The sequence below is a fragment of the Paraburkholderia sp. BR13444 genome, from assembly GCF_040948755.1.
Taxonomy (GTDB): Bacteria; Pseudomonadota; Gammaproteobacteria; order Burkholderiales; family Burkholderiaceae; genus Paraburkholderia; species Paraburkholderia youngii.
On sequence record NZ_JBFPKM010000030.1, the window covers coordinates 13,024 to 35,017 of the forward strand.

At 66.0% G+C, this 21,994-nt stretch carries 19 protein-coding genes; 6 read left to right on the forward strand and 13 right to left on the reverse strand.

The window, feature by feature from the left end; translation table 11 throughout:
- Positions 1-25 precede the first annotated feature (25 nt).
- From AB3X95_RS38435 to AB3X95_RS38470, 8 genes are all read right to left on the reverse strand, one after another.
- Entirely contained in the window at positions 26-640 is a 615-nt protein-coding gene (locus AB3X95_RS38435; protein WP_368623960.1) for a DUF4136 domain-containing protein, read from the reverse strand.
- Between the two features lie 42 nt (positions 641-682).
- Positions 683-3,169 (reverse strand): CHASE2 domain-containing protein, encoded by a 2,487-nt coding sequence (locus AB3X95_RS38440; protein WP_368623961.1) that lies wholly within the window; start codon positions 3,167-3,169, stop codon positions 683-685.
- 66 nt (positions 3,170-3,235) lie between these two features.
- Positions 3,236-4,687: a FecR domain-containing protein gene (locus AB3X95_RS38445; RefSeq protein WP_368623962.1), complete on the reverse strand. Its 1,452-nt coding sequence runs from the start codon at positions 4,685-4,687 to the stop codon at positions 3,236-3,238.
- Entirely contained in the window at positions 4,684-5,424 is a 741-nt protein-coding gene (locus tag AB3X95_RS38450) for a response regulator transcription factor (RefSeq protein ID WP_176368854.1), read from the reverse strand. The genes AB3X95_RS38445 and AB3X95_RS38450 overlap by 4 nt, the downstream gene beginning before the upstream one ends.
- A 1,035-nt stretch (positions 5,425-6,459) precedes the next feature.
- Entirely contained in the window at positions 6,460-9,978 is a 3,519-nt protein-coding gene (locus tag AB3X95_RS38455) for an SNF2-related protein (RefSeq protein ID WP_368623963.1), read from the reverse strand.
- A 218-nt stretch (positions 9,979-10,196) separates the two neighbouring features.
- Complete coding sequence (locus AB3X95_RS38460) at positions 10,197-10,736, reverse strand: cytochrome b (protein ID WP_368623964.1); 540 nt, start codon at positions 10,734-10,736, stop codon at positions 10,197-10,199.
- On the reverse strand, positions 10,733-11,842 hold the full coding sequence (locus tag AB3X95_RS38465; protein WP_368623965.1) for a catalase family peroxidase: 1,110 nt from the start codon (positions 11,840-11,842) through the stop codon (positions 10,733-10,735). The genes AB3X95_RS38460 and AB3X95_RS38465 overlap by 4 nt, the downstream gene beginning before the upstream one ends.
- Before the next feature lie 116 nt (positions 11,843-11,958).
- Entirely contained in the window at positions 11,959-12,231 is a 273-nt protein-coding gene (locus AB3X95_RS38470; protein WP_368623966.1) for a DUF4148 domain-containing protein, read from the reverse strand.
- A 166-nt stretch (positions 12,232-12,397) separates the two neighbouring features.
- Between AB3X95_RS38470 and AB3X95_RS38475 the strand changes: the two genes are divergently transcribed.
- The 3 genes from AB3X95_RS38475 (at position 12,398) to AB3X95_RS38485 (ending at position 14,642) form a co-directional block, all read left to right on the forward strand.
- A complete protein-coding gene (locus tag AB3X95_RS38475) occupies positions 12,398-13,123 on the forward strand; it encodes an anti-sigma factor (RefSeq protein WP_368623967.1) in 726 nt (241 codons plus the stop codon).
- 152 nt (positions 13,124-13,275) lie between these two features.
- Complete coding sequence (locus AB3X95_RS38480) at positions 13,276-13,794, forward strand: RNA polymerase sigma factor (protein WP_176105843.1); 519 nt, start codon at positions 13,276-13,278, stop codon at positions 13,792-13,794.
- Entirely contained in the window at positions 13,791-14,642 is an 852-nt protein-coding gene (locus AB3X95_RS38485; RefSeq protein WP_368623968.1) for an anti-sigma factor, read from the forward strand. The genes AB3X95_RS38480 and AB3X95_RS38485 overlap by 4 nt, the downstream gene beginning before the upstream one ends.
- A 34-nt stretch (positions 14,643-14,676) precedes the next feature.
- Here the strand turns inward: AB3X95_RS38485 and AB3X95_RS38490 are convergent, their stop codons facing one another.
- Positions 14,677-15,588, reverse strand: a complete 912-nt coding sequence (locus tag AB3X95_RS38490) for an AraC family transcriptional regulator (RefSeq protein WP_176105841.1) — start codon at positions 15,586-15,588, stop codon at positions 14,677-14,679.
- Between the two features lie 238 nt (positions 15,589-15,826).
- Between AB3X95_RS38490 and AB3X95_RS38495 the strand changes: the two genes are divergently transcribed.
- On the forward strand, positions 15,827-16,732 hold the full coding sequence (locus AB3X95_RS38495) for an NAD(P)H-binding protein (RefSeq protein ID WP_368623969.1): 906 nt from the start codon (positions 15,827-15,829) through the stop codon (positions 16,730-16,732).
- 5 nt (positions 16,733-16,737) lie between these two features.
- Positions 16,738-16,908 (forward strand): hypothetical protein, encoded by a 171-nt coding sequence (locus AB3X95_RS38500; RefSeq protein ID WP_368623970.1) that lies wholly within the window; start codon positions 16,738-16,740, stop codon positions 16,906-16,908.
- Positions 16,909-16,939: 31 nt separating this feature from the next.
- Here AB3X95_RS38500 and AB3X95_RS38505 read toward each other — a convergent pair whose 3' ends face one another.
- Genes AB3X95_RS38505 through AB3X95_RS38520 form a run of 4 tightly spaced genes read right to left on the reverse strand, consistent with a single transcriptional unit; the run spans position 16,940 to position 20,225 of the window.
- The gene (locus AB3X95_RS38505; protein WP_176368847.1) at positions 16,940-17,350 is read right to left on the reverse strand and encodes an ester cyclase; all 411 of its coding nucleotides are present in this window, start codon (positions 17,348-17,350) and stop codon (positions 16,940-16,942) included.
- A 3-nt stretch (positions 17,351-17,353) separates the two neighbouring features.
- The gene (locus AB3X95_RS38510; protein ID WP_368623971.1) at positions 17,354-18,043 is read right to left on the reverse strand and encodes an NADPH-dependent F420 reductase; all 690 of its coding nucleotides are present in this window, start codon (positions 18,041-18,043) and stop codon (positions 17,354-17,356) included.
- Positions 18,044-18,051: 8 nt separating this feature from the next.
- Positions 18,052-18,714: an NADPH-dependent F420 reductase gene (locus AB3X95_RS38515; protein WP_368623972.1), complete on the reverse strand. Its 663-nt coding sequence runs from the start codon at positions 18,712-18,714 to the stop codon at positions 18,052-18,054.
- A gap of 17 nt (positions 18,715-18,731) precedes the next feature.
- The gene (locus AB3X95_RS38520; RefSeq protein WP_368623973.1) at positions 18,732-20,225 is read right to left on the reverse strand and encodes an aldehyde dehydrogenase; all 1,494 of its coding nucleotides are present in this window, start codon (positions 20,223-20,225) and stop codon (positions 18,732-18,734) included.
- Positions 20,226-20,327: 102 nt separating this feature from the next.
- Between AB3X95_RS38520 and AB3X95_RS38525 the strand changes: the two genes are divergently transcribed.
- Positions 20,328-21,281: a LysR family transcriptional regulator gene (locus AB3X95_RS38525; RefSeq protein ID WP_184228753.1), complete on the forward strand. Its 954-nt coding sequence runs from the start codon at positions 20,328-20,330 to the stop codon at positions 21,279-21,281.
- Positions 21,282-21,994 lie beyond the last annotated feature (713 nt).

The following is a 21,994-nucleotide window of genomic DNA, read 5'->3' on the forward strand; positions in this document are numbered from 1 at the left end:
CTCCGGCGACTCGAAGCCGCGTTGTTTAGCGCCGCAGCGGCTCCATCGACTCGACGTTCGGCGCACCGCTCGCCTTGTCGATACTGAGCTTCACGCGCCAGTCGGCCGGCGCGTCGTACGGCAGCTTCGCAAGCGCGGTTTTCACGAGCAGCGGCAGCGCAGGCAGCGGGTCCGCGTCGCGATCCATATACACCGCGCTGACCTTGTAGCACTCGGTGCCGCTCGCATAGTCGAAAAAGCGCAGCGTCAGCGCGTGCTGATACTTGCGCCCGAAAAGCAGCGCGCCTGGACCGTCGCTGCCCGCGCCGCAATCGGCGGGCGCGCAATCCCCACCGCCAATGCCGATCGACGCCGGCCGCGTGCTATACGCGATCGACAGCAGATAATGCGCGGGCTTGCCCGCCGTATCGACGAAGCCGTGTTTCGCCAACTCGTCGCGCAGCAGCTTTTCGACTTGCGGATGGTCGGCGCTGTCGTCCTGCGCCTGCGTGCGCGCGAGCGAATAGGTCTGCTCGCCTTGCAGCACGATGGCGTGATCGGCGCCGTTGGCGGAGACAGTGTGCACGTCGGCGCCGAGGCCCGCGCAAGCGGTGAGGCTCGCCGCGGCCAGCGCGGCACAGAGGTGAGCGATCTTCGCCATTTTCTGTCTTCTCTCTAGTCCATCGAATCCATCACGAGCGCATCAGGCGCGCGGTGCGCTCGTTTCATCGAGCGGCGCGTCGTCGAGCGCGGGCAGCCAGATCGTAAAGGCCGTCCCCTCGCCGGGCGCGCTGACGACTTCGACGCTGCCCCCGTGGCGCGTAACGACCGTTTTGATGAACGCCATGCCGAGTCCCGCGCCGCCCACTTCCGGCCGCTCTGCCTCGTGAAAACGGCGAAAGCGCTCGAATAGCCCCGCCTGCTGCTCCTTCGGGATGCCATAGCCCTGATCGCGAATCGTGCACGCCACACGTGCCGCCCCGCTGCCCTCGCGCCTCGCCGCCGGCTGGCTCGCGAAGCTGCACACGATGCGCGTGTCGGGCGGACTGTACTTGACCGCGTTGTTCAGAATATTGACGAGCGCGCGTGTCATCAGCGAGCGGTCGGCGCAAATCCAGGGATCGTCGTTGCTGTCGTCGCCGGTTTCCGTATGCAGCGTGATGCGCTTCGCGTGCGCCTGCGGCCAGACCTCGTCGCTCGCATCGATGACGAGTTCGGTCAGGCTCAGCGGCTCGAGCACATAGGCCTGCGATTCGGCGCGCGCCAGTTGCACGAAGTCGTCGGCGAGCGTGAGCGCGCGTTGCGCGTAGCGTTCGATGCGCTCGAGCACGCCGCGCGCGAGCGCCGGCTCGGTCCGCGCGCGCTCGATCTCGACTAGCGCAATGATCGACGCCTGCGGCGAACGCATGTCGTGCGACAGCAGTCGCAGCGCGTCCTCGCGCTGACGCTCGGCCGCATGCAGCGCCGATACGTCGACCAGACCGGCGATCCAGCCGGTCGTCTCGCCCTGCGCGTTGGTGCAGGTCGCATAGCGCAGCAGATGGTCGCGCTCGTTCGTGTCGCGCACCTCGACACCCTGCGCCATCAGCGCCGCGAACTCGCCGCGCGTCGGATCGAGCGGCGCCGGCCAATGCGCGTGTGCGTGCACGTTGCGCTGGTTGTCCGAGGCCGCGCCGGTATCGATCGTCTTTACGAGCGTGAGCCCGCCAAGCACCTTATGCATCGGCTGGCCCTCGGGCATCGGCGCGCCGAGCCGCGCGACATGCGCTTTCGCCGCGTGATTCGCGATCAGCACGACGCCGCCCGCATCGCTGACGAGAATCGGCTCCGGCATGCTGTCGAGGCTGTCCCACACGAAGCGCTTCATGTCCTGCACCCGTTGCGCGGCCTCAGCCATCAGCGCCATTTGCTGCGCGAGCACGTCGCCGCCGAACTCGCGGCGGCGCTTCGGCGTTTCGGGCAGCAGATGCGGCTCGTCGGCGAGACGTTGCAGCTCGCCGCGCAGATACGCCATCGTCATTTCGAGGCGTCGCCAGTTCCAGATCGGGTAGACGATCGCGACGCCGAGGATCGCCGGCACCGGCGACATCCACAGCCTGCCGCCGTACAGCAGCAGCTCGCTGCCGGCCACGGCGAGCAGCACCAGCGCGCCGGTCAGCATCAGCGAGCGGCGCGGCGACAGCACGAGGAAGCCGCCGAGCAACGCGGCGAGCGGCGCGAGTGCCGCCGTGAACACGATCCACAGCGTGACCGGCTGGATCTCGCGGCCAGTCAGCAGCGTGTCGAGCACGTTCGCGTGGATGTAGACGCCTGGCAGCGGACCGAGCTCGCCCGACACAGGCGTCGCGAAGCGGTCGTACAGACCCGACGCCGTCACGCCGATCACGACGATGCGCCCGCGCAGCTGATCGGCCGGCACTTTGCCGGCGAGTACGTCGGCGAAACTGAAGTTCGCGTAGTTCGCAGCGTTTGGGCCGAACGGAATCAGGAAACGGTCTTCGCGGCCGTCGTCGCTGCCGCGCGCGGCCTCGTTCGAGCGACGCGGCGGCAGCCCGTTGCGCAGATGCAGCTTGCCGTGTTCGACCGCGTCGGCGACGAGCACCGTCAGTTGCGGCCAGCGCGAATGCTCGTCGCCCTGGAAGCGCGCGACGCTGCGCACGATGCCGTCGCTGTCCACTTCGAAATTGATGTGACCGAGCCCGGCGGCTGCCTGCGCGAGCGGCGTGACGGGTTGATCGACGGTGCGCTCGCCGTTCGCATCGGGCGGTGTCAGCAGCACGGGCAGATAGGTCGGGCTCAGCGCGATGGCGTGGGCGAGCCGGGCGTCGTCGAGGTTGGGCTCGGTGAACAGCACGTCGTAGATCACCGCGGCAGGTTCGGCCGCGGCGAGCTGCTCGAGCAGCCGCGCATGCACGCTGCGTGGCCACGGCCAGCGGCCGAGCGCGTCGATGGTCGCATTGTCGATCTCGACGACGACGATGTCCGACAGCAGCGGCTGCGCGCGCAGCTTCAGAAACTGGTCGTACACCAGCAGATCGATGCCCGCGCCGACGCGCCCGAACGAAGTCAGCAGGATCACCGCGAGGCCGAGGCAGCCAACGCTGAGCCACTCGATCAGAAAGCGCCGGCCGGCCCGCCGTCCGAGACGGGCGCGCGGATCGAGGCTCAATCGTGTAGAAGTGGCGGGCAAGGGACGATGTAGTCGGGAATCAGAGGACGGACCGGCCAGCAGGCCGGCTCCGAGAATCTACCAGCGTCAGCGCGCCAGCGTAAAGGAGCGGACCGGGCTGCTCTTTTCGTAGAAGCGCCCGTTGTCGAACTGCTCGGCGACGATCGTCCAGTAGTAGACACCTGGCGGCAGATCGCTGATCACGAGCTCGCCGCCCGCGAGATCGGTGCGATCGATCACGGGATGGCTTAGATCAGCCGTCTTCGCCAGCACGAAGCGAAAACGCGTCGGCACGTTGCTGTGGCTGACGAACCAGCGGAATTCGTAGTCGTGGCTGCCCGCGCGCTGCGCGGCCGAAGCGTCCAGCCCGAGTTGGCGGCGCTCGAACGCATACACGCTCGGCAGGCCGTCGAGGCCGTTGCTATCGGTCGACGCAACACGCACGAAGTAAGTGCCGTCGGGCAGATCGCCGAAGTCGGCGCGCGGCACGCTCACGCGTAGATCGCGCACCAGGTCGAGCTGATCGGCATCGTGCGAAATCTGCAGCCGATAGCCGAGCGCGTGCTCGGCCGGGTTGACGTCGAACGCGACGGTCTTGCCGTCCTGCACGCGCGCCGGCCGCGCGAGCGAAGGTGCCGGCAACAGTTGAAGCGGACTGCCGACCGCTTCGCCCGAGTGCGTGACGTTGCCGAAGCTTGCCTTGATCAGTTGGTCGGACGCCTGCAGCGGCCTGCCCGGCGCCGGCGCGGCGCTCTGGCCGTGCTGCGTGGCCGGATCGACGCCGACCGCGCCATCGAGCACGGCCACCGCGGTGGTCTGCGTGCCGCCGTTGTAATCGACGCGGAAGCGCGTACCGCGCACCCCGGCGACCACCGAAGGCGACCGGATCTGGAAACGATCGTCGCGTCGCGTCGCACGCGTGACCTGGCTTTCGACCTCGCCCGAACGCAACTGGAAGATGCGATCTGCCGCGCCGGTCAGCGTGATGTGCCGCAGCCTCTCAATATTGAGTTCACCGTTTTGCGCGACCGTCACATACGAGCCGTCGGGCAGTTCGAGCGTCGCGAACCCGTTCGCGCCGGTGCGCAAGTGATCGCCTTCGGCAAGCGTTTCACCGCTCTTCAACGGCAGATAAGGGCTCGTGTCGAACGCGTGCTCGACCGGACCGCTGGTCGCGACCACGCGCGCCGTGTCCCGATCCTGGCGCAGCCTTTGGAACGGCAAACGCAGCACGATGCCGGCCGGCATGCGGCGCGGCGCGGGCACGTGATTGAGCCTGCTCAACAGTGCCCAGTCGGACGGGTCGGCCATGTAGCGGGCGGCGATGTCGTACAGCGTGTCGCCTTCGTGCGTGGTGTACGAAGCGTAGACCGGCAACGCCTTCGCACCGGCCTTGCCGCGCGCGGGCTGCGCGTGCGCGAGCGCGCTCCAACCGGTCGCGCCCGTTGCGATCAGACAGGCCGCGGCAAGCCACGCGGCGGCGCGGCGGCCCGAGATAGCGCCGCTGCCCGACGCCGCCCCACCCACGCAGACGGTCACGCCTCCCCCGCTTCTTCAGTGGGTTCGTCGTCGGCGGTAGGTGGTGTGTCGGCTTCGATCCGCTCGAGGCGGTAGCCATAGCCGTAGATCGGTGTCAGCCGATAACCCTGCTCCGGGCGCAGACCGAGCTTGCTGCGCAACATCGACACGTGGGTGTCCATCGTGCGCGACGGGATGTCGGTGGCCTGCTTCCAGATCACGTCGAGAATGTGTGCGCGCGACAGCGGCCTGCTCATATGCTGAAACAGCAACAGCGCGAGTTCGAACTCTTTCTGCGTGACGGAGACCGGCGTGCCGCGCACGACGACGTGCTTGGCGCTCAGGTCGAACTCGAAGTCACCGAACACTTCCCTGGTCGCCGGCGGCTTCAGGTAATACGCACGCCGCAGCAGCGAGCCGACCCGGGCGAGCAGCACCGCGCCCGACACGGGCTTGACGAGATAGTCGTCGGCACCGATATTCAGAATCGAAGTGATGTCGGATTCCCGGCCGCGGCTGGTCATGAACAGCACCGGCAGGCGCTCGGACAGGCTCTCGCGCACCCAGCGAAGCACCTCTTCGCCGGACATGTCCGGAACGTTCCAGTCGAGCACGAGCAGGTCGAACGTCTGGCGACGCAACTGGCGCACCAGTTCGCGCCCTGCGCCATACGCATGACAGACGTGTCCGGCGGCGGATAGCGTTTGACACACAAGGTCGGCCTGAGCCGAATCGTCTTCGAGGACAGCAATTCTCATAACACCCCACAACGTAACAGCGCCTTTCGCGGCTGACGGCCGGCGCACCGGCTGACGACCGGGATGACGACATAGCGCCGCCGATCCGGCTTTCCAAAAAATTCCGGCTGCTACTTTCTGACTAATGGTCCCTCGCCGTACCCCGCCATGACGCTGGTTTCATGAAGCTGAAATCAGCGCATAAATGTAATTTCCATAGCGATTTATGCAGGGCAGATCATGATAATCGAAAACCCTCTTTCATCCCGCTTACCGTGGACCGGCAATCCGTCGCGAAAAACCCTAATCAAAAACGATTCGCGTGTTTCTTAGGTTCCTCCGGTCTGCCAGCACTGCGAGGCACCCGGACGGACATCACAATGCGGGCCGCAGATCCTTGCTGGAGCGGCTTTTCGGCGATGCCGCTTATCCGCTTTAAGATTCCTTTCAGATACTCTTATTTAACAATTGCGTGTTCAGTATAAGAATAATCTCAGAATAAATCGTTTAAACATTGTTAGATTTCGTCTCGGGGCGAGTTGTCATTTGATGCAATCCTTATGCAGGTGCGCGAGACGCGCAGCCTGTTTTCGTATGAGGCGTTCGAGTGCTTCACATTGATGGCCAATGCGATGACGCAATGCGTCAAAGGCAGTCAGCGGACGATGCCGGGCGCGCGTGTCGCGGGCAAAAAAAAAGCGGCGTTGCCCCTGTTGAAGCAACGCCGCCTAAAGAACACTACACACGCTCGCCGGGGTCTAGCCGCACGAGTAGTGTCACGTTAGCCCGGCGCGACGCCGCGCTCAAGAAGAAAGAACTTCCTTTGTAACCGCTGGGAAAGTAGTTATTACGCATGGTCCGAAAGCACGCGACGCGCAAGTCTTGCACAGCGCGAGTTCGAAATTGGTATGAGTTGAAGCCTCCCGCGGCGGCCATTTACACACGCAGACGTTTTGTTACAGTCCGGCCCCCTTTAACGTTGCTGCAGCGCATCAGATTCCCCCGATGGATGCTGCGCATTGCCCTGCATTGCCTCGTTCGGTCGTCCGCTCGCGCTCACCGCGCGCCCTCGATTTCCGGTATCGGTGCGAACAGCGCGTCGAGATCGTCGTCCGAGAACTTCGCGGCGCCTGCCGTGTCTTCCGCGAGAATGCTGTCGGCGAGCCCGGCCTTGTGTTCCTGCAGCTCGACGATCTTTTCCTCGATGCTGCCGGCCGCGATCAGCTTGTAGACGAATACCGGCTTGTCCTGTCCCAGCCGATGCGCGCGGTCGGTCGCCTGGTTCTCGGCGGCCGGGTTCCACCACGGGTCGTAGTGGATCACCGTGTCGGCGGCGGTCAGGTTCAGCCCCACGCCGCCCGCCTTCAGGCTGATCAGGAACAGCGGCACCTCGCCCTGCTGGAACCGCTCGACCGGCGTCACCCGATCCGCCGTGTCGCCCGTCAGCATCGCGTACGGGATCGCGGCCTCGTCGAGCGCCTCGGCGATCAGCGCGAGCATGCCGGTGAACTGCGAGAACAGCAGCACGCGACGACCTTCCTCGATCAGCTCGGGCAGCATCGACAGCAGCAGATCGAGCTTGGCCGAGCGCATCGCCCGCTCGCCGCCGCTCGCGGCCGCGCCGTCCGTGATGCCACTCGGGGTGCGCACGAGCCGCGGATCGCAGCACACCTGGCGCAGCTTGAGCAACGCATCTAGCACGATGATGTGACTGCGCGCGAGCCCCTGCGCGCTGACCGCCGCGCGCACCTTCTGCTGCATCGCCGTGCGCACGGTTTCGTACAGGTCGCGTTGCGCGCCTTCGAGATCGACCGGGCACACGATCGTCGTCTTCGGCGGCAGTTCCTTCGCGACCTCGTCCTTGCGCCGGCGCAGCGTGAACGGCCGGATGCGGCGCGCGAGCAACGCGCGGCGCACGTCGTCGCCGTTCTTCTCGATGGGGTTGCGCCAGCGTCGCGTGAAGTCCTTCTGGCTGCCGAGAAAGCCCGGCAGCAGAAAATCGAACTGCGACCACAGCTCACCGAGATGATTCTCGAGCGGCGTGCCCGTCAGACACAGCCGATGCCGCGCCCGCAAGCCGCGAATCGCCTGCGCGGCCTTGGTGGTCGCGTTCTTCACGTACTGCGCTTCGTCGAGAATCAGCAGATGATAGTCGTGCTCGCCGAGCACCTTCTGATCGCGCCACAGCAGCGCATAAGTGGTCAGGATCAGCTCGTGTTCGCCGATCTGCGCGAAGCGTTCCTTCCTGTGCGGCCCGTTCAGGGCCAGCACCTTCAACTCCGGTGCAAAGCGGCGCGCTTCCTCGCGCCAGTTGTGCACCAGCGTGGTCGGCACGACGATCAGCGCGGGCTGCGTGAGCCGCCCCGCTTCCTTCTCCGCGAGAATATGCGCGAGCGTCTGCACGGTTTTGCCGAGCCCCATATCGTCGGCGAGCACGCCGGCCAGATCCTGTTCGCGCAGGAACTGCATCCAGTTCAGGCCCTGGTGCTGATACGCGCGCAGCTCGGCCTTCAGACCGCGCGGCACCGCCACTTCGCGCAAGCCCGGTCCGGCTTGCAGACGGCGCGCGAGCTCGCGAATCGAAGCGTCGCCGCTGAACTGCCAGCGGCCGGTGTCGTGCAGCGCATCGAGGCGGCCGGCATCGACCGCCGGCACGCGCAGCGGCGCGCCTTCGGCAAGCGCGCCGCCGAGCGACTCGAACAGATCGACCAGCACCCGCACCACCGGCTTCAGTCGATCGGCGCGCAACCGCAGACGCTTGTTCTCCTCGGTCTTCAGCTCGATCGGCTCGTCGTCGCGGATGCTCTCCAGCGCGCCAGACAGCCAGCGCCGGTCGCGCCGGAACAGATCGGCCAGCAGCGGCTCAAGCCGCACGTTGCGCTCGCCGACGCGGATGCCCATCTCCAGATCGAACCAGCCGTCGCCGGCTTGCTGCGCAGTGCCGTCGATCGAGTCGATCTCGATCACGTTGTAGCGGAACTCGGGCGCCATCGTCACGCGCCAGCCCTTCGCGACCAGATCCGGCACCGCGTCGTTGACGAACTCGGACCACGCGTCGGCATCGGGCAGACCGAGCATGGTGTCGGGCAACAGACGCGCCGCCTGCATATTGCGCGTCGGCACCTTCTGCAGACCGGTCTTGCGCAATTCCAGCAAGCGCTTTTTCTCGGCGTCGTAGCGCCGGCGGATGTGAATCACGTCGCCGCCCGGCAGCGGCACCAGCGTCACGCTGCTGTCGGCGTTGATGCTGACGCCGTCGTATTCGAAGCTCGCCGCCGCCAGCTCGACCGCGGCGGACTTGTGCTCGGCGGCCTTCGCGGACTTCGCGGTTGTTGCGGCCTTCGCCGTTTTCATGCCCTTCGCGGTGCCCGGCAGCGCGTGGCTGTTCAGCGTCAGCACCGGCACCGGCTCGACATCGATCACCCGAATCGCGGGCGCGTCGTGGGTCGGCGGCAGCGGCAGCTCGGGCGCGATCTCGCGCAGCACCGACGCGACGAGCGGCGCCTCGGCGAGCGAAATCGGCGGCATCGCGAGGTAGTCGGGCAATTGCTGGAACGGCAGCGACAGCGGCACGACGCCCGCCTCGTTGGCGACGCCGTCCACGTACCAGACCGGCTCGGTCGGCAGCACCATACTGGCGCGCGGTTCGGTGCGCAGCACCGGGCGCAGGCGCTCGTCGGCGAGCGGCTCCCATTCGATGCGCCCGGGCCGGTCGGCGGCGCGCGCGAGCGGCGTCGGTCGGGCCTCGCCCGGCGCGATCCTGAAGTCGAAGAACAGGCGGCCGGTCGCGATCAGCTTCTGCAACGTTTCCGCGCCACTCGTGCCGCGCAGCACGAACTGGCCCAGGTCCTCGCGCGAGCGGCCAAGCCACAGGCCGCGCAGAATCGACAGGTCTTCGTCGGACACGAAGCGCGGCTGCCTGAGCAGCGCGCCTTCGACGTCGCCCCAGCTGTCGCCGACTTCGACGATCACGCCGTCGGCGTCGCAACGCGCGCGATGCAGCACGACCTCGTGGCGCAGATGAAGACGCGACCAGTTGAGCCGATAGGCGAGCGTTTCCCTGCTCGGGGCCTCCACCTTGCGGGCGGCATTTTTTTCGGCGGCGGCGTCAGCCGCGCGGGCTCGCGCGCGAAAACGCTCGAGCCAGCTGACCAGTTCGGGCCGCACACCTGGAGTCGAAGATGATGATGGTGATGGCGCCGGCGGCACGCCCGGGACCGTGATCCGTCGCGTGACGAACACCTCCGACGTGGCAGGGTCGCTGTCGTCCTCGACCTGCGTGATGTGATCCATCTCGTCGTGGTAGTCGAGTTCCGCGAGCAGCAGCGCCGCAACGTGCTTGCAATTGCGCCCGACCGGGCACGTGCATTCGCCTTTGGCCCACGGCGACCCGCCATCGGTCCGAAATCGGACCCGTGTCCGGTAAGGCTGGGGCTGCGAGCCCTGCACGTCGCCCGACAGCGTCTCGCCCTGCCATTTGACGTTGCTGACCGCGCCCACCGAGCGCGCCTTGGCGACGGTGTGCTCACCGAGCCATTCCGCAATGCTTTCCCGATCGAAGAAAACTGACGACATCCGCGTGCATTCCTGTTCAAACCGGCGAAGGCAAGCGCGCGCGGGTCGAACCATGCGACGGGAGACGCTCGCTGGCGACGTCCGGCCGATTCTGTCCAGCTGCGATTTGCCTGTGGTAACCGGCCATTTTACGCGTTGGACGAAAATCGCTGTGCCGGCCGATCTGGTCGAATCGAGAACGGCCCGAACGAGCCGCGGCGCGGCCGGTTCGGCCGGGATCAGCGTCCTGCGCGGGCCATGCTGCCCCACACCCCGTCGCGCAGGATCAGCCCATGCAGCAACGCCGCCGCCAGATGCAGCAGCACCGTTGCGAACAACGCGAACGCGAGCCACGTATGCAGCGCGCGCAGCAGCGCGAACAGCGCGACGTCGTGCGGTGCGATCGGCGGCAGATGCAGCGGACCGAACAGCGTGACCGGATAGCCGGCCGCCGACAGCATCGCCCAGCCGATCAGCGGCATCGCGAGCATCAGCCCGTACAGCACGACGTGCGACGCATGCGCCGCGATTCGCTGCGGCTTCGACATGCGCGCGGGCAATGGCGGACTGCCGCGCATCACGCGCACCGCGAGCCGCACCAGCACGAGCAGCAGCAACGCGATGCCGAGCGGGCGATGCAGCGCGACCAACGCATCGTGGGTGCGCGATACCGTCGCGACCATGCCCACGCCGATGAACAGCATCGCGACGATCAGCGGTGCCATCGTCCAGTGCAGCAGCCGCGCGAGCGGACTGAAGTGAGTGCGGTCGTGGCTCATGAGTGCTCTCCGTTTGGCTGGGTTCGACGGAGCTCGGGATGCAGCGCCTCCTCGCGCGTGCGGCGTTGAAACGACTGCGCGTAGGCCGCCGAGCGCGCGGCGAGCAGCGGATCGTCCGATGGCGCGATGCCGGCCGGCACGATCGTCGGATCGAAGTTGACGTCGCGGCAGGTGCCCTCTTCCTGCGACGTCGTGCGTTCGATCACGAGCGTCCCCGCGTCGATGCGCTGACGGTCCTCGGGCCATTGCAGCGTCGCGTCGTTCGTGGGGTCGCCCGGCTGCGCGACGGTCAATATCAGATGCCAGCGCAAGGGGCCGTGTTGCAGACGCTCATCGAGATCGGCGGCGAGGAAGTTCTTTTCGGCCTGTTGCTCGGCGGTGATCGGCGCGTATGGCGTATCTGGCACGACGGCCCAGCGCACCGCGCGCGTCGTGCCGTGAGCATCGGTAAACAGAAACGCGTCGATGCCGTAGTACGCGGCGTTCGCGAGGCTCGACGACGGCGCGTGCGACTTGACCCAGCGCTGGAACGGCTGCGTTTCGGGATTGGCCGCGTAGAACGCCTTCAGCTTCGCGGGGTCCGGTTTGCCGGTCGCGGCGTCGGGCTTCGAGGCCAGCAACTGCTGATAAAACTGCGCGGGCGTGTGCACCGCGAACACCGGCGTCGAGTTCATGCCGGTACGCCACTGTTCGCCATCGTAAAGCCGGAACTGCAGCGCGAGACTGCGCACCGGCGAGCTCGTATCGGGCGCGAACGGATTGCCGCCGGGCACCGCGAAGCGCCCCGACACTGGCGTGCGGCCCGGCGCGAACACTGCCGCGTGCGACAGCGCCGCGCCATTGCCGTTGCTGTCGAAATAGCCGTCCACGCATAGGCCTTTGGCGTGATTGCGTCGATAGCCGGGATGCTGGCCCGCGACTGCTTCGAACGTATCGATGATGCGCGGAGCGGTGAGACGCGCGGGCGTGAGCCAGCCCGCGGTGTACGCGAAGCCGCCCGCTAGCGCGAGCACGACCGCGCCGATCGCGGCGAGCCGGCATGGCACGCAGATCGGCCGCGGGCCGGAGCCGGGGGGATGGGGTTTGGGTCGGGAGGGTTGCGTCACGGAGACTCCTTGCCGGATGGATACCAACGTACGGGCAAACACGCCGCGCAACGATCTATTCCATCCGGCACCGGCGCGCCCGTTCAAACCCCATTCGCGCGCCGGTGGCCGATGCTTCAACGGGTGCCGACAGCCGGCGCGCCCGAGTTTGCGACGTGGCTCGCGGCGGCCGCCGCTTGCGTGGCAAGCGCAATCTTGTGCTGCTCGACCTGACGTGCGAACACGGGACTGACGTCGGGGTACGACGCGTCGGTCACGTAGTCGAGACCGTTCTGCTGGGCCTCGATCAATTCCTGGTACACCTGAGCGCGTGTCTTGGCCTGCGCAAACGCGCTCGACGAAGCGGCCAGAACGACGAACGACAAAGCGACGAACGAAAGCATTTTCATGATCGACTCCAGTGAGTGTTGTGCGGGTTCGCACCAGGGAGAACCACGAGTCGGCAGCGTTTATTCCTGTATTCGCCGCGTGGAAAAAACATCGCCGGCGCGGGGAATAAATGCGCAAGCGCCTGTGTTTGCACTTGGATAGCAGCAGTCAACACCGCGCATCACCATGACCTCGACTCATCGCCCGTCCGGCACTCCTCCCTCCGAAGACGACATCCAGGCCTATGCCGACGGCACGCTGACGCCCGAACGTGCCGCGGCGCTGCGCGACTATCTCAACAAGCATCCGGCGGAAGCACGGCGGGTGGCTTTCTACGACCGCTTGAACGCACAGATCCAGGCGACGTTTCAGACCACCGAGGAGCCCGTGCATGAGTACCTGCGCGGATCGCGCCGGCTTCGCATGCGCGCGCAACCGGCCGGTCCCGCGCGTCGAACGCTCGTCGCATTCATAGGCCTCGCGCTGATGGTGATCGCCGTCAGCGGCTGGCTCGCGGCGGCGCAGGTATCAGCACAAGCGCTCGACAACGCCGCCGTGATGGCGCTCGCCGAAGCCAGCGCGCGGCCCTTTTCGTCGGCATCGCCGACGCGCGCCGATCCAGCCGCGCCGGATCTCGGCGCGGTCGGCCTGCGCCTCGTCGAGCAACGCGTGCTGCGGCTCGCCCCATTGCAGCGGGTGGACGAGCTCGTCTATCTGAACGGCGATCAGCAGCCGGTGGTGGTGCTGTCGGCCGCAGCGCCGTTTGCGCGCGAAGAGCCGCAGTGGGCCGCGCGCCGCATCGGCGAATTGCGGCTGTTGACGTGGACCGCGCGGCGGCAGCGTTTCGTCGTCGCGGGCGATGCGCGCACCCACGGCCTGATGCGTGCCGCCGACGTGATGACGGGGCGCTGACGCCGATGCGCGCGGCCCTCGCGGAATAAAATGCACTGACAGGTGTTTGCAGTACGAACGCATCGCGCGACGGAAGCTTCCGCGACCGGCCCGGTGCGTGTCGATACCGACGCGAGTGAAGCCGATGCCACCCCCACGCCCCTGGATCGACCATGGATGTCCGTGACGAGCTGATCGAGCACGTGCCGCGTCTGCGGCGCTATGCGCGGGCGCTGATCAACAATCGCGAGCTCGCCGACGATCTCGTGCAGGACACGCTCGAGCGCGCGCTCGGCCGCACCCGTCTGTTCCAGCCGGGCACTGATCTGCGCGCATGGCTGTTCACGATCATGCACAACGTGTTCGCGAATCAGGCACGCAAGGCGGCGGCGCGCGCGGTCCACGTCGCGGTCGACGACGACAGCATCGCCGAAAGCGAGCTCTCGGTGCCGTCGGGCCAGACGCGTTCGCTCGAAATGCGCGACCTCGACTACGCGTTGCAGCGGCTGCCGGTCGAGCAGCGTGAGGTGGTGCTGCTGGTCGGTCTCGAGGAGATGAGCTATGCCGACGTCGCGCTCGCGCTGAACATTCCGATCGGTACGGTGATGTCGCGGCTGTCGCGCGGACGCGAACGGCTGCGAGCTTTGATGGCGGGCGCCCAGCCCGGTGCGAAATTACAGGTGGTGCGATGAGCGAGCCGCAAATGCCGATCGGCGAAGAAGACTTGCACGCGTACGTGGACGGCACGCTGTCCGGCGAGCGCCGTGACGAGGTCGAGCGCGCGCTCGAACAGAATCCGGAGCTGGCCGCGCGCGTCAGCGATTACTTTTCTCTCAATGGGCTGCTTCACGAGCGCTACGACCGCGTGCTCAGCGAGCCCGTGCCGAAGCGTCTGCAGACCGTCGCGCCGCGCCGCTCGCGGGCGGCCGCGAACTGGCCGCGTTATGCCGCGCAGTTCGCGGGCACGGCTGCCGCGCTCGTGCTAGGCCTGGGCATCGGCATGCACAGGAACGATCTGATTCCACCCGTTGCGATCGATCGAACCGATACCCGGGCCGACACCCAAGCCGGCAATCGTGCGGTCAGCGCGGACAGCGCCGAGGGCTTCGCGCGCCGGGCGGCGGTCGCGCATGTCGTCTACATGCCGGCGATCGACCGGCCGAGCGACATGAGCGCCGATCACGAGCAGGACTTCGTGCAATGGCTCGCGGACCGGCTCGGCACCGAGGTCCATCCGCCGATGCTGTCGAAGAGCGGTTTCATGCTGTCGGGCGGCCGCCTGCTGCCCGGCGACGATGGACCGACCGCGCAGTTTATGTATCGCGGACCGAACGGCGAGCGTGTCACGCTGTGCATCTCGCATCGTCGCGAGAACGCGAATACAACGGCGTTCAAGCTGTATCAGGCGGGGCCCGTCAACGTGTTCTATTGGGTCGACGGCGATTTCGGCTATGCGGTGTCGGGCGGGATCGATCGCAACGAGCTGTTGCAGCTCGCGCATGATGTCTATGCGCAGTTGACGGGTGCGGCGCATGGTTGAATCGAATGCGTTCCGCGCCGCGCGGTTCCGCGCATCAACGTAGTGTCTTCGCCTGCTCCGACGTCACCGCGTCATCGCGCGCGGCGACGCGCAGTTCACGCGGCGTTGCACCCAGCAAACGCGACATCCAGTGCGCCATATGGCTCTGATGCGCAAAGCCCGTCTCGAGCGCGATCTGGCTTGCGCTGAGGCGTCCTTGCAGCAGCAGCGTTCGCGCGCGCTCCACCCTGCGCTGTACCACGTACTGATGCACGGGCACACCGAGCGTGTCGCGAAACAGCACCTTGAAATGCGGCACGCTCAGTTGTGCCTGCATGGCGAGTTCGTCGAGCGTCAGACGCTGATCGAGATGCGCGTCGATAAACTCGATCACGCGCGCGGCCGTGCGCGGCGCGAGCGTCCGCCGCCGGTTGGCGGGCAGCGGTTCGACGCCGATCAGACGCACCAGCATCGCCGTGCACAGACTTTCGGCGTACAGCGGATCGGATGCATCGTCCGCTTCGAGCTCCGCGCGCAGCGCCCAGGCGAGATGCTGAAAGCGCGCATCGCGCATCTGGAAGCGCGGACGCAGTTGCGCGTCGGCCGGTTTCAATGCGAGTTGCTCGACGGTCCGTCGCGCGAAGTCCTCGGCAAACCAGACGCTGAAAATCGTGCAGGCGGCGTCATCGCTCCACTGACCTTCGAGCCCCGCGGGGATCACGTCCGCGTCGCCGTGCGCCTGAATCCGCGTATGGCGGCGCGCATCGCACAGACAGCGCGCGGTCACCGGCGCGCCGACGTGCACGCCCACACGGTGATGGACGAACGCCGGCATCCGATGCAAACCGGCCGACACGTTGACCAGATCCGCACCGAAGCCATGCCAGCCGAGCGCCCTGCTGGTGCGTACGGCGATGCGCGAGCCGCTGTGCGGCGCAGGCGCGGGAATCGGGGTGACGGCATTCATCGCTTGTCTCCTGAGTGACCTGAATGACGGCGAGAAACCTGCATTGTGCGGTGTTTTCGGCGGCTTCGCCGGCGTGACGAAATTTCGTAACGCGCCAACCGCCCACGCGATCCGCGCGACCTGCGCGGCATCGCAGTAAAAAATCATCCATATCTGCGCAATGTCATCCGGATCTGAGCGCCTCGCGGGCACCGCGTCCCTACCATCACGCCATAGCGATCCTCACAAGGAGCACAACGTGTTCGTCATTTTCGGAGCGGCCGGTCATGTGGGACAGGCGAGCGCAGCCGCCTTGCGTCGCGCGGGCCAACCAGTACGCGCGGTGGTGCGCGACGCAGCACGAGCCGAAGCACTCGCGGCAATCGGCTGCGAGATCGCGCTCGCCGACCTCAACGACGCGGAATCGGTCGCGCGCGCGATCGACGGCGCGCAGGCGGTGCAATGGCTCTGTCCAGTCCCGCGTGCGCATGACGATCCCGCGGCCGCCATGCGGCGCATCATCGACGCGGGTGTCGCCGCCTTGCGCACGGCCGCGCCGCCGCGGCTCCTCGCGCTATCCGACTACGGCGCCGAGCACTCGGACGGCACCGGCATCACGACGCTGTTCCACTACCTCGAAACGCAGTTGCGCAACGTCGCGTCATCGCTGATCTTGCTGCGCGCCGCTGAGCACATGCACAACTGGGCGCGCGTGCTGCCGGTCGCGCTCGGCCGGGGCGTGCTGCCGAGTCTGCATGATCCGCTCGACAAGCTGTTTCCGACGGTCGCCGCCGAGGACGTCGGCGCGCTCGCCGCGCAGTTGCTGCTCGATGAAGCGCCGGCGCGCGAGACGCCGCGGGTGGTCAGTATCGAAGCGAAAGAACGGGTGAGCGCGCTCGACGTCGCGCGCACCCTGGCGGAACTGTCGGGGCGGCCGGTGATCGCCCAGCGGGTGCCGCGCGACCAATGGGGTGGCGTGCTGCGCGGCGCCGGGCTCGGCGAGCGTCACGCGCAATTGATCGTCGATCTGTACGACGCGCACAACGCTGGCCGCATCGACGTGGAGGCGAACGTGAGCGAGCGACGCTTCGGCGCCACGACCTTGCGACAGGTATTGGAGGCGCTGCTATCGCGCGTGGGCGGTACGCAAGCGGCGGCGCGGTGAGCTGCATGGACGTCCGGCAAGCGGACGGCGTGGCGCGAGCAGCGGCGTACCCAGGCTCACGCGCCGAGTGCTGGCTGCGCGCGGCGATAACGCTTTCGAGCCTGATCGGCTGCCGCGCGCTTGCGAACCTGCTCGCCGCGATTCCCGATAGCAACGACGATTTCGGCGTGTTCTAGGCGCTGGCGTTCCGGCTTACTGCAGCTTTTGTCACACTGCGCGCGGCGCGGTCACCGTGGCCCATCTCTCGACAATCCTGCGATTCGCAAATCGCCACAGCACGAAGCCGTGGAACTCGATCTTCTGCCCGGACGCCGCGTCGGTCGCGCGCCACGTGTTTCTGACCATCACCTTGTCCCGCTCTGCGAGGATGTCTTCGACAGTGACATGCAGATCGGGCCATTTTTTGTAAAGCTCCGTCATCATCTCAATCGCGGCTTCGGGGCCGACCTGGGGACCTGACGGTTCGTCGTGGTCGAGGAAATCGGCGCTCAGGTTCTGCCGCGCAACTTCCGCTTTCTTGCGGTTCACGAAGTTCTCGAAGTGCTCGATCACGAACTGCTTCATTTCTTCAAGCGTGAATCCCGGATCGCCGGCCGGTGGTACGGGTAATGGCTGCATGGCTCACCCCTCGCTGGTCAATAGCTTGAACGCATGCCGCCATTCGTTGCGCAGGAAGCCCGGTAGACACCACAGCATGCAAAGCGGTTCGAGCGCGCGTGCCGAGACAATGCTTCCGCAATCGTAGGGTTCCCAGCCGAACTCGCGGATGATCGCGGCAACCCGTTCCTTCGCCTGTTCGTCGTTGCCGCAGAGGAACATGGTCGGCGTGCCTTGCGGGAACTGCGGATCCACCATCAGCGCATTACCGACGCTGTTGAATGCCTTGACCACGTGCGTACGGGGAATCTGGGCCTGAATCTGCTCGCCGACTGATTCGTTCGGACCTGTCGTGTATCTCAGCACGCCGTTGACCGGTGGCTCATCGGCGAGCGGATTGGTGGCGTCGATCAGGGTCTTGCCGGCGAGATTGTCCGCTCCCGCAAGCTCGATCACGTTTCCCGCAATGCGGCCAAGGACTGCCAGCACCACGATGTCGCCGAAGCGGGCGGCCTCGTCGAACGTACCGGTCCTTGCGCCAGCGTAATTGCGCGCCCATTCCTGCACGTCGTTCTTGCCGGGCGTGCGCGTACCCAGCATCGCTTCGTGCCCATGCTTGAGAAAACCTGCCGCCAGTGCCCGCCCGACATCACCTGAACCCAATACACCAACTTTCATTTCACCCTCTCCTCCGCCGGCGATCGCCAGCGTCACCTGCGCGATCAGGAACGCGAGCCACCAGGCACGTTTCCCGCTACATCGCGCAATAACGAGAAGCCGATTCTCGTGCCGAACCCGCGTGTGTATGCGAGTTGTACGAGCAGCATGGCGGCAGGTTCAGTGTAGCGCGCAAGCGTGAGGGGACCGGCGTCGATCGGCTCGGCGCCGATGTCGCCAACCAGTTGCGCGACGACCGTCCGCGCGTTTGCGTCGTCGCCGCAGACAAACACACCTACCCGCTCGCCACCGACTCTTACTTCCGTCGAATGCAGCAACTCCGCGAAAGGCGGGATGGCCTTGACCACTGTTGCCCAGGGGGCCAGCTTCGCGATCTCTTCGGCGCCGGAAGTCGTCGTGCCGACGACGAGACCACTCATGTCGGGCCTCAGCGCATTGGTACAGTCCCACAACACCTTCCGCCCGGGTGGCGTGCCGACCTGCGCGAGCGCGTCGGCCGCGGCGCCCCAGGGCGTCGCCAGCACCGCGACATCAGCGAATCGCACCGCTTCGGCGACGCTGCCGAGCTCCGCACCCAGCTCCGCCGCCGTTGCCCGGAGCTTCTCTGTGTCGAGACTGAAACTCAGCATCACCGAGTGCCCCTTGCCGAGCAGATGCTTCGTGAGACCGGTTCCGACATTTCCCGCACCGATGATGCCGATTTTCATGGTCGAGCCCCCTATCGTCAGTCCTGCGAAATGTTTGCCCAGATGGACTTGTATTGCGCATAGCTCTCGAGCGCTTCGGCACCTTGCTCGCGGCCGTAGCCTGACATCTTGTAGCCGCCGAAGGGTCCGCTCGGGTGGTACTTGTGCCAGGTGTTGATCCAGACCGTGCCGGCCTCGATGCGATCCGCGAGCCGCAATGCGCGGCCCAGATCGCGAGTCTGGATGCCTGAGGCGAGCCCATACGGCGTGTCATTCGCGATGCGCACGGCCTCCTGTTCGCCCTGGAACGGAATGACCGGCAGCACCGGTCCGAAAATCTCCTCGCGGCTGATGACCATATCGCTCGTCGCGTCGGCGAACACCGTGGGCTCGATGAAGAGCCCCTTGCCGTTGATCCGGCGGGTGCCGCCGCCGGCTACGAGGCGGGCCGTCGATGACTTGCCGGCGTCGATGTACCGCTGCACCTTGTCGAATTCCGCCCTCGACGCAATCGGCCCGACCTGTGTGCGCGGATCGAGCGGATCGCCCAGCACGGCGGCCTGCGCCATCCGCGCCAGCTTTTCGACGACCTCGTCGTAGACCGGCCGCTCCACGAGCAGTCGCGAACCGGCGACGCAGACTTCGCCCTTGTTCCAGAAGACACCCCAGAAGGCCGTCTGGACTGCCGCATCCACATCGGCATCCGCAAACACGATATTCGGCGACTTGCCGCCGAGCTCCATCGTCGTGTGTTTCAGCGTGTCCGCGCCGTTGCGCATAATCGTCTGGCCGACAGCGGTCGAACCGGTAAACGCGATCTTGTCGACGAGCGGGTGTTTCACGAGCGCGTCGCCGAGCGATCCGCCGGGTCCCGTGATCAGGTTGTAGACGCCTTCCGGCACCCCTGCATCGAGCATCACCTGAGCGAGCGCGAGCGCGGTCAGTGGCGTATCGGACGCCGGCTTGTGCACGAGGGTGTTGCCGGCTGCCAACGCCGGCGCAACTTTCGAGCAGGTGAGCGCCAGCGGAAAATTGAAAGGCGTGATCGCTGCGACCACGCCTAGCGGTTCGCGACGCGTCAGGATACGGATGTGTGGTTCGTATGACGTGCGATAGGCGCCTCCCATCGCGTGCATCGCGATCCCGCCGAAGAAACGGAAAAGGCCCGCGCAGTGGGGCATGATGACGTCGACGAAATCGCGGTAAGGCATGCCCATATCCATCGATTCACGCAACGCGAAATCTTCCGCCCGCTCTTCGAGCAGGTCGGCCACGCGAAACAGGATTCTTGCCCGCGCTTCATGATGCATGCGCCGCCAGGCGCCCGTCTCGAATGCCCTGCGTGCTGCTTTGACCGCCGCGTCGGCGTCCGTCACAGTCGCCTTCGCGAACTCCACGACTGTCCCTTCGGTGGTCGGATCAATGCTCGAAAGGGTCGATCCGTCGGATGCGTCACGCCAGTTGCCGTCGATAAGAAGCTGACCGCGCGGCATGCACTTGCGCCGCGGGAGCGCCGTCGATTCCTGGACCATGATCGACCTCCTGACTGTTGCCAAGTGGAGACCATTTTCAGCGCCGGGGCAGTGCTCGTCTATGCTACCCGGAGAGAAAACAGTTGTGAGCGGAGGTGCAAAATGAAAGCGGACGGAGCCAGCTCGATTGACCTCTTGCGGGCATTGAAGACGTTTACCGCGACGGTCGATCTGGCGAATTTCTCGGCCGCCGGCCGCCAGCTCGGGGTCACACCCGGCGCTGTGAGCAAACAGATTGGCATGCTCGAGGCGCTGGTCGGCTGCCGGCTGTTTCAGCGGACCACGCGGCACCTGTCGGTCACCGAGCAAGGGCGGCGGCTCTACGCGCAGGTGCGGCAGCCGACGCAGCAGATCGAGGACGCGATCACGACGTTGTCATCCGATGAAACGCAGTTGAGCGGACCCGTGAAGGTATCGTTGCCGATCGCATTCAGTCGCGCGGCGCTGCTGCCCGTGCTGGGCCGATTCAGGGAGCGCTTCCCCCTGATCGAGCTCGATCTGCGTTTCGATAATCGCCGCGTGGACCTGATTTTGGAGGGCTATGACTGCGCGATCGGTCAGCTCAAGGATACGGATTCGAGTGTGGTCGCGCGAACGCTCGCACCGTTGACGTTGATTCTCTGCGCGGCGCCGGCATACCTTGAACGGCATGGGGAGCCCTCGTCCGTCGAAGAGCTGGAGCACCACGAGCTTATTTCGTTTCGTTCACCGAATACCGGACGAATTCAGACGTGGAAGTTTCAGGCGCGCACGAGCGAGATTGTGCTTCAGCCTCGCTCCCGGCTCGTCGTGACGGACACCGAGGCCTTGACCGAACTCGCCGTCGCGGGCTGTGGCATCGCCCTGTTGGGCGCACATCACGCGGCGCCGTTGATCGACGCCGGCAGACTGAAGCATGTGCTGCCGGGATGCGCCGAGCGGCGCAGCGACATCTGCGTCTACTACCCCGCTCGCAGGCATCTGCCGCCACGCGTCACGGCATTTGTTGAATTTGTCGTGGCGGAACTGCGGGAAAGCGAACCGGTGAAGCGCGCGATCGCGATCGGACGGCGGTAGCAAGTCATCGCGCTTCGCGCGGGCACTTACCGGCGTCAACGGAACACTTCGGATTTACCCAGAAAGGTCCGCAATTTTCTCTATTCGTTCTCGTCGAAGTAATGTAGCGGCCTTGCCCGACAGGCCTCTGTCAACGAACTTACGCCAAAACCTACGCTGAGTTCCGTTGCGGTTCCTAGGCTAATTAGTGTTGCGTTTCAGCGACAGACGAACCGAAGGTGGCGAAACTGTCGCGGCATGATGGGGGAGGCAGTCCCAAAGCAAAACACGTTCTGAGAAGATCCAACCCACTCAATTGACAACCACCTGCCGCAAACCCAACGCTGGGCCTGACTCGGGTCCCCTAGCGCCCGCCGATACCGTCAGCGATACCGGCATTCCCGCCCGGCACTCAACGGCCTTAGGTGGGCCGGATCGGAAAATCAGCGCCGCCTGCTTAAGAAAGATCGTCTAAGCCCTGCATCTCCAGATGACTTCGGAGGTTGATACCGTCCGTGATACCGTCAGGTCACAGCCGCCTAACTGAGCCGGCCGGCGGCTGGTCGGCCAATGCTGACGCTCGTGTGTCGACGCCGACTGCGTGCTGACGGGCGCTCACCGGCCGTTCGCCGAGACGGGGCTACGAACGGCCGCTACCGAGTTCAACGAATGCGTACTGTCGTTAAGGGTTATTCGATGCCTGCCATCGGCCACAGGGATGTGATGGCGCCTCT